General features: G+C 44.5%; 9 protein-coding genes. 6 read left to right on the plus strand and 3 right to left on the minus strand.

Translation table 11 applies throughout. From position 1 onward, the window contains the following. Positions 1-98: 98 nt before the first annotated feature. The gene (locus ACX0G9_RS01270; protein ID WP_459063022.1) at positions 99-1,223 is read left to right on the plus strand and encodes a DNA topoisomerase IB; all 1,125 of its coding nucleotides are present in this window, start codon (positions 99-101) and stop codon (positions 1,221-1,223) included. Positions 1,224-1,324: 101 nt separating this feature from the next. Here the strand turns inward: ACX0G9_RS01270 and ACX0G9_RS01275 are convergent, their stop codons facing one another. Next, positions 1,325-1,471, minus strand: coding sequence for a lmo0937 family membrane protein (locus tag ACX0G9_RS01275; protein ID WP_459063023.1), 147 nt, complete (start codon positions 1,469-1,471; stop codon positions 1,325-1,327). A gap of 184 nt (positions 1,472-1,655) precedes the next feature. Here ACX0G9_RS01275 and ACX0G9_RS01280 point away from each other — a divergent pair, with 184 nt between their 5' ends. Continuing rightward, positions 1,656-2,576, plus strand: a complete 921-nt coding sequence (locus tag ACX0G9_RS01280) for a YihY/virulence factor BrkB family protein (protein ID WP_459063024.1) — start codon at positions 1,656-1,658, stop codon at positions 2,574-2,576. On the opposite strand, the gene ku is transcribed toward ACX0G9_RS01280, so the two are convergent. Then, positions 2,571-3,344 carry a non-homologous end joining protein Ku gene (ku, locus tag ACX0G9_RS01285; protein ID WP_459063025.1) on the minus strand — a complete coding sequence of 258 codons (774 nt, stop codon included), beginning with the start codon at positions 3,342-3,344 and terminating at the stop codon, positions 2,571-2,573. The genes ACX0G9_RS01280 and ku overlap by 6 nt on opposite strands. 168 nt (positions 3,345-3,512) lie before the next feature. Here ku and ACX0G9_RS01290 point away from each other — a divergent pair, with 168 nt between their 5' ends. Both ACX0G9_RS01290 and ACX0G9_RS01295 read left to right on the plus strand, forming a co-directional pair. Continuing rightward, positions 3,513-4,187: a porin family protein gene (locus tag ACX0G9_RS01290; protein ID WP_459063026.1), complete on the plus strand. Its 675-nt coding sequence runs from the start codon at positions 3,513-3,515 to the stop codon at positions 4,185-4,187. Between the two features lie 208 nt (positions 4,188-4,395). Further along, positions 4,396-5,445 (plus strand): LacI family DNA-binding transcriptional regulator, encoded by a 1,050-nt coding sequence (locus ACX0G9_RS01295; RefSeq protein ID WP_459063027.1) that lies wholly within the window; start codon positions 4,396-4,398, stop codon positions 5,443-5,445. Here ACX0G9_RS01295 and rpoN read toward each other — a convergent pair. Continuing rightward, on the minus strand, positions 5,442-6,869 hold the full coding sequence (gene rpoN, locus ACX0G9_RS01300; protein ID WP_459063028.1) for an RNA polymerase factor sigma-54: 1,428 nt from the start codon (positions 6,867-6,869) through the stop codon (positions 5,442-5,444). The two genes, ACX0G9_RS01295 and rpoN, sit on opposite strands and share 4 nt — an antisense overlap. Before the next feature lie 302 nt (positions 6,870-7,171). On the opposite strand from rpoN, the gene ACX0G9_RS01305 reads away from it, so the two are divergent. Both ACX0G9_RS01305 and tamL read left to right on the plus strand, forming a co-directional pair. After that, on the plus strand, positions 7,172-12,124 hold the full coding sequence (locus ACX0G9_RS01305; RefSeq protein ID WP_459063029.1) for a translocation/assembly module TamB domain-containing protein: 4,953 nt from the start codon (positions 7,172-7,174) through the stop codon (positions 12,122-12,124). A gap of 2 nt (positions 12,125-12,126) precedes the next feature. Then, a complete protein-coding gene (tamL, locus tag ACX0G9_RS01310) occupies positions 12,127-14,406 on the plus strand; it encodes a translocation and assembly module lipoprotein TamL (protein WP_459063030.1) in 2,280 nt (759 codons plus the stop codon). Positions 14,407-14,420 lie beyond the last annotated feature (14 nt).

Genomic DNA, 14,420 nt, shown 5'->3' on the forward strand with positions numbered 1-14,420 from the left:
TAAAGCTACAAGCCTCAAGTTACAAGCTTTAAGCCAGATTTTAAGGCTGTGTCGGAGGTGGCATGGGTTTTTTAGGTATACCTGCATAAATTCAAATAATGCCTTCTCCCAATAATGTTATGCCCGATTCCGAAATTTCCCTCTCTCATAAGGAATACCTGAAAACCGATAGGGATTATGAAGGTGCGGCAACGGCCATTAACCTGATCTATAGCAGTGATCGCCAGTCTGGAATATCACGCATAAAAAAAGGGAAAGGATTCCTTTATAGGTTGGAAGGTAAAAAAATTAGTGATAAAAAGGAATTGGAACGCATCCGGAAATTAATCATTCCGCCATCCTGGACAGGGGTTTGGATCTGCCCACATGAAAAAGGACATATTCAGGCCACTGGTCTTGACCTGAAAGGACGAAAACAATACCGGTATCATTCTTTATGGAACAGGATGCGCAGTGAAACAAAATTTCACCGCCTTTATGAATTTGGCAAGGCCATCCCGGTTTTGCGGGAAAAAGTGAGCGAAGACCTGAAGGTTAGAGGCCTTTCACAGGAAAAGATATTGGCGACAGTCATTAGTTTGATGGAAAGGACCTATATCCGTATCGGGAGTATTGAATATGAGAAAATGTACGGTTCCTACGGTTTAACGACCATGAAGAACAGGCATGTTTCCATTTCGGGGGACAAAATCATTTTTTCCTTTACCGGAAAAAAGGGTGTCCATCATGATATCACCTTACATAACAAACGATTGGCATTGATTGTAAGACAGTGCCGGGAAATCCCTGGCAAGGAGCTGTTTCAATATTATATGGAGGATGGAACTAAAAGGAATATTGATTCGGGAATGGTGAATGAATATATAAAAAGAACGGCAGCGTTTGATTTTACGGCCAAGGATTTCCGGACATGGGCAGGATCCCTTCATGCTTTACAGGCTTTCCGCGATGTCGGGGAGGCATTGAACGATACCGATTCAAAAAAGAACCTGTCTCTTGTATTGGATACCGTAAGCAAAAAACTGGGGAATACCCGGACCGTTTGCCGGAAATATTATATTCATCCCTGCCTGCTGCAATTGTATGAGGAAAATGAATTAATGAAATATTTAAGTACCGGGGATGAAGATGAATCAGTGGATAATGAAACCGGCTTAAGCACGGACGAACGGATACTGATGAAAATATTGAAAAAATATATAACCCTTTCAGCCCTGACCTGATAGGGATGCCAATCAGACAATTGGGTAAAAAAAACCGGCCAATGGCCGGCATAAGGATCATCTGAAAAAGATACCCTTTTTTACCCCTAACATAATTTTCATCAGGCTCTCCTGATTATTCCCAGAACAAGTGATATAATTGCCAATACGATCAATACATGAATGAGGCCTCCAACGCTGTAAACGAATACACCAAGAAGCCATCCTATGATCAGTATGATTGCAATTAAATAAAGCAGGCCGCTCATAAAAGTAATTTTAAGTAAAAAATATGTTTTCTAATAATGGTCTGCTGGTAAATATGAAAAATTCTTGCCAGGTTTTTTTTAAGGCTTTAGCCAGGCCTAAAGCCCTATTATGGGGAAGAAACTCTACAATTTACGAATCCCAATACATCAAACAAACTGGCATGGTCTTCCTGATAAGAAGTATATGAAGAAACTACCGCGTTATTGGAAAGTCTTAAAAAAGGCCGTCGTTGAGTTCGATAATGATAATGGATTTAAACTTAGCGCCTCCCTTTCTTATTCTACCTTATTTGCTATGGCACCTATGATCATGGTAGTTATTTCCCTGATCGGTATTTTTTTTGGCAGAGATGCGGTTCAGGGGCGGCTGTATGACCAGATAAAAAACCTGATCGGCAGTACTGCCGCTATCCAGGTTCAGGATATTATAAAGAACATTCAACAAACGAAACATTCTGTTACCGGGGCAATTATCGGTGGGGTGATCTTATTGTTTGGAGCAACAGGCGTGTTTGCGGAGATACAAGGCTCTATTAATTATATCTGGTCCATACGTGCTAAACCTAAAAAAGGATGGTTAAAGTTATTGGGGAACCGGTTGTTGTCATTTTCACTGATTGTTGCCTTTGGATTTATTTCCATGGTGTCCCTGGTGGTCAATTCACTGATGGATCTACTGGGCTCGCATTTAAAGAACTATTTCTCTGCTTTTTCGGTTTATTTTTTTTATACGGTCAATATGTTGCTTACCCTGGGTATAGTAATTATTCTCTTTGCGATCATTTTCAGGGTATTGCCCGATGCGGTCATTCGCTGGAAGGATGCCTTTATTGGAGCTTTTTTTACCGGGATCCTTTTTCTGATAGGAAAGTTTCTGATCGGTTTTTACCTGGGTAACTCCAATATCGGTCTTTTATACGGGGCAGCCGCCTCCATTATCGTCATCTTAACCTGGGTATATTATTCCTCTATCATCCTGTATTTGGGGGCGGAATTTACCAAGGTATATGCGCTGGATTACGGAGGCCGGATCAGGCCTTCCGATACTGCCGTCTTTCTGATCAAGAGGGAATCTAAGGAACTGGAGCCTGATCAAGCCTTATGAAGCTTTCCGCTTTCCTCCCGACAGGCTGGCCTTTAATTGAGATAAAAGGTCTTTGCCGGGAGAATGAACCACCCTCATGACCGGCTCCTTTTGGTTGCCGCCTTTCGCTTTCGCTTTGATTAATTTAAGGAGTTCGCTGGTATAGGTGTCTTTGTATTTTTCGATGTCGAATTTGCCGGTAAGATGATTGATAAGTTCAACGGCCATTTTTACTTCAGCCGGTTTGCTGCTTCCGCCAGGGATGGCCAGATCTCCGGCCGACCGGATTTCCTGTGCAAATCGGATTTTTTGGAGTACTAAAGATTTATCCCTGGTTTTAATCAGGCAAAGACTCTCCTTGTTCCGTAGTACAAAACTTCCGAACCCGGTTTTTCCTGTTTTTTGAAGTGCATCCCGAAGTAGCAGGTAGGCCTTTGCTCCTGATTTATCCGGCTCCAGGTAATAGGGAGTTTCATAGAACAAGGTATCTATTTCCTTTTCATCGACGAATTCCACTATTTCAATGATGCGGGTTTTTTCCGGACTTGCCTTCTGGAAATCTTCATCCGTCAAAACAACATATTTGTCATTTAATTTATATCCCTTGACAATATTTTCCCAGGCGACTTCTTTTCCGGAGCTTTCATTTACTCTTTTGAACTTAATATTGGAATGATCTTTTTTATCCAGCATATCCAGATCAAGTTCGCTTTCCTGTATGGCGCTGTACATTTTGATGGGTATGTTTACCAGGCCAAATCCAATAGCCCCTGTCCATATCGATCTCATAGTATTATAGTTTTAATGGTATATAAAGTTATACTATATAATGCAGTAAATAGTGTGCCATACTTATGGCCTGTTGCCGTTTATCCATGCTCCTGTAGGTTTTTAGCAGTAAACCCTGCCAGCGCGGCATAACAATTGAATACGTTGTGGGAAATAAAATAACCTGTTATGAACAAGAAAAACACTATGGTAAAAAAAGGATGGGCGATCGTTATGGCAACAGCGTTATTCGCCTCAGTTGGTGCCTTTGCGCAGGAGCAAAAGACAGTTGTGGAAAGCGACCTGACCCCTAAATTCGGAATTAAAGGCGGTCTGAATCTCACCAATCTCTATGTAGACAATGCATCCGATGAGCATTTAAAAGCTGGATTCAACGCGGGGGTATACGCCAAATTGCCTGTGACAAAAGGCGTGTCTATCCAGCCTGAACTTTTGTATTCTCAAAAGGGAGCAAAAGAGAACTATAATAATTTTATTGAAGGCAGCGGGGAATATAAATTTAACCTGGGATATGTGGAATTGCCTGTAGTAGCTGTTTTCAATATAGCAAAAAATTTCAACCTGCACGCGGGTGGATATGCGGCTTACCTGGTATCAGCCAACGTTAAAGATGTCAGCAACGATGGTTCCATTAACGGTGCTGCCGACCTGAAAGCTGATAATTTCAAACGTTTTGATTTTGGTTTGGTCGGAGGATTGAGCGTCGATGTTCAGAACTTTACCATTGGGGCGCGTTATAATTACGGGCTTAGCAATATCGGAAAATCGGGTAGCCTTTCGGGGGATCTGACTAAAAATTCAAAAAATGCCGGAGTCTCTGTTTTTGTAGGATTTGCTTTTTAAGGTATTCATCGGTATCTGCGAAGCCTCTTGTGAAAACAGGAGGCTTTCTGCTTTTGTGGAGATAGCGGGACAACAGTTGGGAAAAAGGGTAACGTAAAAGCCAGATTTTGATTATTTAGTATTATCTTATAATTTTCGATGCACGAATCGAAAAAACCAAGCCCGGGAAAAAGGATAATTTAATCATGCGGAAGGAAAACCATGCGGAATGAAATTCGAAGCCATCACCATAAAAGATATTGCCAAAGCTCTCGGGCTTTCCACATCTACGGTTTCGAGAGCATTGCGGGGAAGTTACGAGATCAGTACAGAAACAAAAAAACTGGTTCTTGAATATGCAGAGAAACTTAATTACCACCCCAATCCGATAGCGCTCAGCCTGAAGGAAAAACGAAGCCGTTCCATCGGCATTGTTGTTTGTGAGATCGCCAACAATTTTTTCTCTCAGGTGATCAATGGCATTGAATCGGTAGCCTATAAAAAAGGTTATTATGTGATCATTTCCCAAAGTCATGAATCTTATGAAAGGGAGGTGGCCAACACACAATACCTGGCATCCCACTCTGTGGACGGATTATTGGTCTCTCTTTCTGCAGAAACTACGGATCTGTCCCATTTTAATAAGCTACATGATAAAGGGCTTCCTATTGTATTTTTCGACCGGATAATGGAAGAAATGCAAACCCATAAAGTGATCGCCAATAATTTTCTCGGTGCTTACCAGGCTACGGAACACCTTATACAATCCGGGTTCAAAAGGATCGCACACCTGACAATAGCCTCCCACCTTTCCATTACCAGAGAAAGACTGGCCGGTTATATGGCAGCTCTTGCCGATTACGGAGTTCCTTTTGACGGGTCCCTGGTTAAATATTGTACGTATGGCGGCCTGATATACAGGGAGACGGAAGAGGCTGTCGATACTTTGCTTGCGCTGAAGAAGAGGCCGGATGCCATTGTAGCAGCCAGCGATAAATTGACTACCGGGTGTCTGACTGCCCTGGCCAAAAGAAATATAAAGATACCGGGCTCCATGGGTGTGGTTGGTTTTACCAATTCCCTGCTCGCGGAAATATTTCACCCTCCCCTGACTACGATCAGGCAGCCTGCATTCGAAATGGGACAATTGGCGATGGAAAGTCTTATACAGATTATCGAAAGTAAACATCCTGTCACAAAATTTGAAACCCAGGTTCTCAATACGGAATTGACTATCAGAGCCTCGTCCGTGAAAAAACTCCAATCCGTACTCCCTTAATTCCATAAACCCCGTATCTGGGCAACCGGGATATTCAATAATTCCCGGTATTTCGCCACCGTTCTTCTGGCGATTGAATAGCCCCTTGTGGAAAGGATCGAAACTAATTCCCGGTCGGTATAGGGGTTGCCCTTATTTTCTTTCTGAACCAACTCTTCGATAAGGGTTTGAATGACTTTATTGCTGATGCTGTTTCCTTCTTTATTAAGGATGCCTTCCGTAAACAGGTCCTTTAGCAGGATCGTTCCAAAAGAAGTTTCTGCATATTTATTACAGGTGAGCCTGGAAACGGTGGAAATATCCACCTTTACCTTGTCGGCTATATCTTTTAGTTTCATGGGCTGCAAAAGGAGAATGTCCCCGTATTTAAAGTACTCGTATTGCAAATGAACAATGGCGTTCATTATTTTCAGCATATTCGCTTCCCGTTGCTGAATAGCACTGATGAACCATTGGGCTGAAGATAATTTGCTCCGCAGATACTGTTTTGCGGATTTGTCCATCGAAACATTCTGGGTGCTGTTCTGAACCATTTCAACCCAGGACTGACTGATATGCAAATTGGAGGATCGCTGACGGTAAAGAACTACTTCCAGCGGCCCCTCTTCACCGCCCTGAACGATGAAGTCAGGAAGAATGGAAGGATTTACCTGGGTAGAGGTAACTATGGGATTAAAGGGCCGGGTTTTTAAATGAGCCAGCAAGCCAAGGACGATCTTTATTTCCTCATCATCCAGCTCAAGTTGTTTTTTTAATTTTTCCAGGTTGCAGCTCCGCAGATCCTGGAAATGATTTTCCAGCAGGCAGATGGCAGTCCGGACATCCGGACGTTTTACATTCATTTTGCGTAGTTGCAGGAGGTAATATTCCTGAACAGTCCGGCAACCTGCTCCGGCGGGATCTAATTCACGGATATATTCCAATGGCTTGTCCAGTTCGCAGGTCTCAATCCAGATCTTCCTTTTAAAGGAAAGTTCGGAGGCCAGTTCTTCCGTATCCTGGTCCAGGAAACCAGATTCATTTAAAGAATCGATCAGGAAATCAAAAAGATAATAATTGTCTTCCGCAATGGTGAGAAACCTGACCTGTCTTTTCAGATCTTCCCTGAAATCAGGGATTTCTGCCAAGGGTTTCTCCGGTATTTTATCAGTGCTGAGATAATTCTTATATTCGGTCTTATAATCGGGAATGTCATCATATCCATGTTCTTCCCAGTTTTGAAAATCCTGTACCGTATCCTTGGAATATTTGTCCCCGGAAACTTCGTCGTTGGAAGACGTTTCTTCCAGGACAGGATTCTCATTCAACTCATCCTGTATGCGCTGATCCAACTGTTGAACGTTCAAATGGAAAAGATTCAATAATTCAATCTGCTGCGGCAGGATAGTGTGTTGTTGCTTTTGCGATTGCAGTTGATTGAGCATAATCCATGTTTTTCCTGTAGTAGGACAAATCAGGAGCCAGAAATATTCCCTTCCTTAAGTGGGGATTATATTTAAGAAGAGCCCTGTTTTTTGTAGAGAAATCGAACCATTCATGGGGAAAAACGGGAACAAATTCGTTGAAGTACAACGATTTCCCCCGAATGGGCTGCCGGGAATGTCCTTGGGGCTGTTATTTGGCCTGAATTTGCCCGGAAATTGCAATTTGTTCCCCAACGGGAGCCCCGGAAAGTAAAATGGTCTGTATTTTGAAAGGTATTTAGGGTAATACGTTAATTTATAGTATGCATACCAGCCAGGCAGCACCTAAGCCACATAAATCTGTGTTCAGAAGGTTGGTAAGGGTCTTTTTTAAAATATTCGGGACCATCCTGCTCATATTGATCATTGTGATCTTTCTGATCCAGAGTCCGTTTGGGCAGAATATCATTCGGTCCAAAGCCGAAAAATATCTTTCCAGGAAACTGAATACGCGGATCGGGATCGGTAAATTGTCTATCCGCTTCCCAAAAACAATTGTATTGGGTGACATTTATATCGAAGACCGGCAAAAAGATACTCTTTTTTCGGGCGGTCTAATCCAGGCCGATCTGCGGATGTGGGGACTGCTGCATAATAAGGTCGATATCAGTTCCCTGGAGCTGAAACAACTAACCGTAAAGGTAAAACGTCCTTTACCGGATACTACCTTTAATTTTCAATTCATTGTCGATGCCTTTGCAGGGGCTCCTGAAAAAGAACCCGTTCAAAAAACCGGAACTCCCATGGAGTTCTCTCTCAAATCTCTGGTTTTGGACAGTATACGGATTGTTTATAAAGATGGTTCTTCGGGTAACGATATGGAGGCCTGGATCGGCCATAGCCAGATAAAAGACATAAAATTCGATCCCTCCGGGGCTTCCCCTTTAGGATTGGGTGCTATTGAACTATTGCGATCCAGGATCGGCTACGCAAACACGGTTAGCGGGTTTTTTACCAATGGTGAATTGGGCAGCCTGACAGCCGAACTCAGATCCCTGGATCTTTCCGGACAAAGGATCGATCTGAAAGAAATACATCTGGACAGCACCACCCTGGCTGTCCGGATCGGCAAAAGCGTTTCGGCGGGGAAAACGGTAAAGACCGTTAAAGGGAGCGTTGTGTATTTTACAGGCAGCGACTGGCATATTACAGCCGGTGATCTTCAATTGAACACGGATAATATCAGGTTTGACGATGATAATCAGCCTCATCAGGGCAAGGGCATGGATTACGGTCATTTGAAAATGGACCAGCTTTCCCTGCACATCAATCAACTCTTATATAATCGTGATTCCATCAGCGGGAATCTTTCGAAGGGGCAATTCCGGGAAAGATCCGGTTTTCAGTTATTACAATTGCAGACCCGGTTCCTGTATACGAACAGGCAGACCTGGTTCAAAGACCTCGTTTTAAGGACTCCGGGAACCCTGTTGCAGCGAACGGCCATTATTCAATATTCTTCTCTGGCGGGATTAATGAAAGATCCTTCCCGAACGGTTCTCGACCTGGATCTGTTTAATAACAAAATACAGGTAAAGGATATCCTGCTATTTGTACCGGATCTGGCAGCCCAACCTGTATTCCGGAATCCTAACGAAATCTGGCTGATCAATGGACGGGTGAAAGGAACCTTGTCCGCTCTGCGGATAGAAACGCTGCAATTCAGTGGGTTGAAGGATATAAAGGCAGACCTGTCCGGAACGGTACAGGATCTCTCCAACCCAAAAACCATTGCTGCCAACCTCGATATCAGGACCCTTAGCGGCAGCCGAAATAGTTTATCTTCCCTTCTTCCACCCCGCACCCTTCCGGAAAACATCGCTATTCCGGACCGGTTTAATTTGCAGGGCAAACTGGAAGCGGGCATGGTTCGGGTAAAGACGGATTTGAAACTGACTACAAGTTCCGGTCTGGTAACCCTAAAGGGAACCCTCTCCGATTTCAGGGATCCTAAACGAACCGGTTATGACCTTATCCTGCATACTAAAAATCTTGACCTGGGTTTCATTTTGAAGGATTCTGCCAACTGGGGGCCTGTTACTGCAGAATTTACGGCAAAGGGTAAATCCCTGGATCCTGATCTGGCCAATGCCGTTATTACCGGGCATATCGGTTCTGCCCTGATCCGGAAATATGCTTATCATGACCTTTTAGTAAATGGATCCATCGCCAACCGGCATCTGGAGCTTCAATCCTCTGTCAATGATGCGGCCATTCATTTTGATTTGAAGGCTTCCGCGGATCTGGACCCTTCACGCCGTTATCCGGCGATCCACCTGGATTGGCAGATCGATACCCTGGACCTGCTGGCACTGCATCTGCTTAAAGATACCTTGCAGCTTAAAGGTCATATGCTGGCCGATTTTGCCGATATCAACCCGGATTCCTTGCAGGGGAGCCTGAAAATTGTCAATTTTTCCCTGACCAATAGCCGGCAGACCCTGGTCACCGATAGTATCCGCCTCCTGGCAGACCGGAAGGGAGATATACAGACCATCAGGCTTTATACCGAAATGGCCGATCTGGATCTGAATGGCCGGTATAAACTGTCAGAGCTCGGTCAGGCCTTGCAGCATACCCTGAATCATTATTACCGGATCAATGGTTTTAAGGATACGGCCTTCACTCCCCAGGATTGGCAGATGCACGTGGCTTTCCGGCCTTCCCCGATGGTATTGGCCTATATACCTTCCCTGAAAGGGACGGACAGTTTGGGTCTTAACCTCTCCTTCAATAGCGACCGGAACGATCTTCATCTGGCCGTTGTCGCGCCCCGTATTCAATACGGAAAGCAAATCTTCCGGCAGGCATCCGTTACGGCGGCTACGGAAGCAAAACGGCTACAGTTTAAAGTCCAGGTGCAGGATGCATCCGGAAGCAGTTTCAAGCTTTACCAGACTTCATTGTATGGATACGTTACAGACGATAAGCTAATCTCTTCTCTGTTGGCAAAAGATGATAAGGGAAAGGAGAGATATCGTTTATCGGGGGAATTGGAGAAGGAGCAGGAAGGTTTGAAATACATCCTGAATCCTGACAGTTTGCTATTGAATTATGATAAGTGGCAGGTAAGCCGGGATAATTTTTTCCGGTATGATTCGGCAGGATTGGTGATTAATGATTTTAAGATCAGTCATGGAGATGAATCTTTGCGGATCAGTAGTGATCCTCTTGTTCCAGCTTCACCATTGGACATATCCTTTACTAATTTTAAGATCGCGACATTAACCAAACTGGCTGACGAGGATTCGCTGCTGGTGGGAGGGGTTTTGAATGGAAAGGCAACCGTCAAAGAGCTTTTGACCAACCCAGTTTTTACTTCCGATCTGCAGATCAAAGATCTTTCTTATCAGGGTGATTCGATCGGGGATCTTACTCTCAAAGTGAACAATGAAAAAGCGAATGCCTTTTCAGCGGATATCGCCCTGGAAGGACATCGGAACGATGTCCGGGTAAAGGGTGAATATTATACCGGGGAAGGGCGCATGGATATGAAACTGGACCTGATGCAATTGAACCTGGCGAGTATCCGTCCCTTTGCAAAAGAGCAACTGGAAAAGATAGAGGGTATTTTAAAGGGAAATCTGGCCATCTCCGGCACCATGGAAAAGCCGGTGGTGAATGGCCGCCTGCATTTTGACAGTGCAACCCTTACCCCATCGATTTCGGGAGAACCCCTGAAGCTCTCCAACGATAATATTGAATTCGATGCGGATGGGTTTAATTTTAACCATTTCTCTTTCCAGGATGCGGATGGGAACAAAGCTACCCTGGACGGTAATGTATATACGGCGGATCTCAGGGATTACGAATTTGATCTTAGTTTGAATGCGAATGATTTCAGACTGGTCAATGCGGAGAAGAACAGGGACCGGCAGTTCTATGGGAAGCTAAATCTGGATGCCGCAATCAATCTTACCGGAGATAAGCAATCTCCCATAGTGGATGGAGATTTACGGATAAATAAGAAAACCGATTTTACCTTTGTATTGCAGGGAACCAATCCTGAAGTGGTTAGCAGGGAAGGAGTCGTACGGTTTGTAATAAAAAACATTCTGGGTGATACCTCGGTACATAAGGTTCCCAATTTCCTGTTGCCCCGGAACACGGAAGTGGAAGGAATGGAGATCGGATTGAATATCGAAACAGATAGCAGTGCTAATTTTACTATGGTCATCGATGAAAGGAACGGGGATGCCTTAACCGCCAGAGGGCGTTCGAATCTTGTATTCGGTATCGATAAGAGCGGGAAAATGAGTCTGACGGGTGGATATGAGGTGGAAAGCGGTTCCTATAACCTGTCCCTGGAATTATTAAAGCGAAAATTCGAAATACAACGCGGCAGTACGATCACCTGGACCGGGGATCCGACGACCGCTACTCTGGATATAACAGCCACCTACACTGCGGTCACCCCCTCTATTGACCTTGTGGCAAATGAAGTATCGGGCAGACCGCAATCGGAAATTACTAAGTTCAAACAAAAACTTCCGTTTTTCGTGACCCTTAAAATGGAGGGGGAATTATTAAAACCTCAGATAACCTTCGACATAAGCCTGCCCCCTAACGTATTGTCCCTATGGCCGGATGTGGATGCCCGTTTACAACAGATCAGGGGACAAGGATCCGAACTCAATAAGCAGGTTTTCGCCTTATTGTTGCTAAACCGTTTTATCGGGGAAGACCCCCTTCAAAGTGCAGCAGGCGGGGGAATCGACGTAGGAAATATAGCCTTCCAAAGTGCCAGCCAGATATTGACCAATCAGTTGGATCAGTTGGCTGCCAGCCTGATCAAAGGGGTGGATATTCATTTCGACCTCAATAATCAGCAGGATTTCACAACGGGCCAGCAAAGGGATTATACCGAGCTGAATGTCACGGTTTCCAAAAAATTGTTTAATGACAGGATACAGGTAAATGTCGGCAGTAACTTTGACGTCCAGGGAACCGGCAATACCAATCAGAGCGCCTCTAATATAGCCGGAGATGTGGCGGTGGATTACCGGCTGACCAAGGATGGTCGTTATATGATCCGGGCTTACCGGAAGAACCAGTATGAGGCTGTTGTGGAAGGACAGGTAGTAGAGTCCGGAGTGAGCTTTATTCTTACCTTGGATTATAATAAGTTCAGGGAGATATTCGCCAGTGTTAAAAAACAGCAACTGGAAGAAAGAAATATTACGAAACCAAAAGCCGGGAAGAAGGCAAACCCATGATCATGGCAGGAAAAAAATGGATAACCTTTCTCTCTTTTACCCTTAGTCTTCTGGCTTGCCGGGAATCGAAATACCTTGGGGCTCATGAACAATTATATGCCTCAAATAAGGTGGAGGTTAAATCTTCTGTGAAAATTTCCAGGGGCAGGTCGAAGGCGATCCGTGAGGAACTGGAGGGGTTATTGAGGCCCAGGCTCAACGGAAAGTTCCTGGGCTTCCGGTTCAAACTTTGGGTATATAATATAGCCGGCACTCCCAAAAAGAAGAAGGGATTTAGAAATTGGTTGAAGACCAAAGTGGGCGAGCCTCCCGTACTGGCTTCGCCGACGCTGATTGAGAAAAACCGCGACGTATTGCAGAATTACCTGGAAAATAAAGGCTATTTCCATGATACGGTCATGGCGGAAACGCTGGATAAGAAAAAGTTATTGACAGCCATATACACGGCGCAGATCGGCCCTCAATATCTGATACGCAACGTCTCCTACCCAATGGATACAGATGCGTTGAACCGGCAAATTGACACACTTAAAAAGCGGTCTTTGCTTAAAAAGAACGATCCTTACGACCTGGACGTGATCAAGGATGAGCGTATCCGGATCGATTCCAGGCTCAAACAAAGGGGGTATTATTATTTTAATCCTAATAACCTGATCGTGGATGTGGATTCTTCGATCGGCGGGCATAGGGTGGACCTTCAGGTGCGTGTGAAACAAAGTACACCTCCTATAGCCAGACTACCCTATTACATTAATGAGGTGACCGTTTATGCGCAATACGATATCCATATGGATACCAGCGCTCAAAAAATAAAAATTACGGATGAAGGCTACAGGATAATAGATTCGACAGGTATGTTCCTTCCGGTGATCTACAAACGGACCCTGGTGTTCCACCCCGGAGACCTTTACAAAAGGAATGACCATAATCTTTCCCTGAGCCGCCTGACCAGCCTGGGGGTTTTCAAATTTGTAAAGGCCCGGTTTGAGCCGGTAGATACCCTATCCAGTAATAAATTGAATGTATTCTATTACCTGACTCCCGCCCAGAAAAAATCGATCCGGTTCGAAGCGTCCGGATTGACGCGATCCGATAATACCACGGGAGGGGAATTATCCCTGAGCTGGCGTAACCGTAACTTCTTCAAAGGGGCAGAATTGTTCTCGGCCAGCATTTACGGCGGCCTTGAAGAGCAATTCGTCGGCGGTGGGCAAAAGGTGAGCACCACAAGGGCCGGAGTAGCGTTAAATTTAGTGATCCCCCGGATTGTAAGCCCCCTGCATTGGTTTTCAGGAAGCGCATCAGTGCCCAAGACAAAAATCAGTGCGGGATATGATATATTCAACCGTAGCTCCCAATATACTCTTACCTCGATCAAAACCAGCTATGGGTTTATTTTCAAAAACAATCTTACCACCGAGCATCAGTTGACGGTACTGGGGATTAATTATGTAAGACCCACTAATATTAATCCTGCTTTCCAGCTCGCGCTCGATACCAATATTACTCTGCGCAGGAGCATTGAGCGGCAGTTTATTATTGGCTCTTCTTACAATTTCAATTATAATTCCTTAGGCAAACAGAACCGGCGCACCAATAATTTTTACTTTAACGGGAATATAGACCTGTCAGGGAATATCTTAGGACTCATCACGGGAGCAAATATTGATAAGGGAAAAGAAAAGAAAATCTTTAATACTCCTTTTTCACAATATGCCCGTTTTGAGGCCGATTTCCGGCACTACCTTAGTTTTGGTAAGTACAGCATGTTTGCTTCAAGGATTACCGGCGGGGCGGGTTTTTCATACGGGAATAGCAGCACGATGCCGTTTATTAAAGAATTCTTCGTAGGGGGCTCCAATGATATCAGGGCTTTTCGATCCAGGGCCCTGGGTCCGGGTAGTTATTTCCCAGGAGGTCAGAAAAAAAATGTTTATCTGCCTGACCAGCCGGGGGATGTCAAAATGGAAATGAATGCCGAATACAGGAATAAACTTTTTTCTATCGTACGATGGGCATTATTCGTTGATGCCGGTAATATTTGGACCTTAAAAACTGACTCCAGCAGACCGGGTTCAACCCTAAGTTCCAATTTCTTAAAGGATATAGCTGTAGGAGTGGGAACAGGGCTGCGGTTCGATCTGAGCATCCTTGTCCTTAGGATCGATGTGGCGGTGCCGGTAAGGTATCCCTGGCTGCCCGAAGGGCAAAAATGGCAGTTTAATAAGGCTGCAGATATTTCAAAGATGGTGCTGAACTTAGCTATAGGATATCCGTTCTGATTCTGCCTGGCAAT

The sequence above is a fragment of the Flavitalea flava genome, from assembly GCF_054461575.1.

Bases quoted from the DNA above. Each gene is read 5' to 3' on its own strand.
- rpoN (WP_459063028.1), bottom strand. From the start codon at position 6,869: ATGCTCAATCAACTGCAATCGCAAAAGCAACAACACACTATCCTGCCG.
- tamL (WP_459063030.1), top strand. From the start codon at position 12,127: ATGGCAGGAAAAAAATGGATAACCTTTCTCTCTTTTACCCTTAGTCTT.
- ACX0G9_RS01305 (WP_459063029.1), top strand. From the start codon at position 7,172: ATGCATACCAGCCAGGCAGCACCTAAGCCACATAAATCTGTGTTCAGA.
- ACX0G9_RS01280 (WP_459063024.1), top strand. From the start codon at position 1,656: ATGAAGAAACTACCGCGTTATTGGAAAGTCTTAAAAAAGGCCGTCGTT.
- ACX0G9_RS01275 (WP_459063023.1), bottom strand. From the start codon at position 1,471: ATGAGCGGCCTGCTTTATTTAATTGCAATCATACTGATCATAGGATGG.
- ACX0G9_RS01270 (WP_459063022.1), top strand. From the start codon at position 99: ATGCCTTCTCCCAATAATGTTATGCCCGATTCCGAAATTTCCCTCTCT.
- ACX0G9_RS01295 (WP_459063027.1), top strand. From the start codon at position 4,396: ATGAAATTCGAAGCCATCACCATAAAAGATATTGCCAAAGCTCTCGGG.
- ACX0G9_RS01290 (WP_459063026.1), top strand. From the start codon at position 3,513: ATGAACAAGAAAAACACTATGGTAAAAAAAGGATGGGCGATCGTTATG.
- ku (WP_459063025.1), bottom strand. From the start codon at position 3,344: ATGAGATCGATATGGACAGGGGCTATTGGATTTGGCCTGGTAAACATA.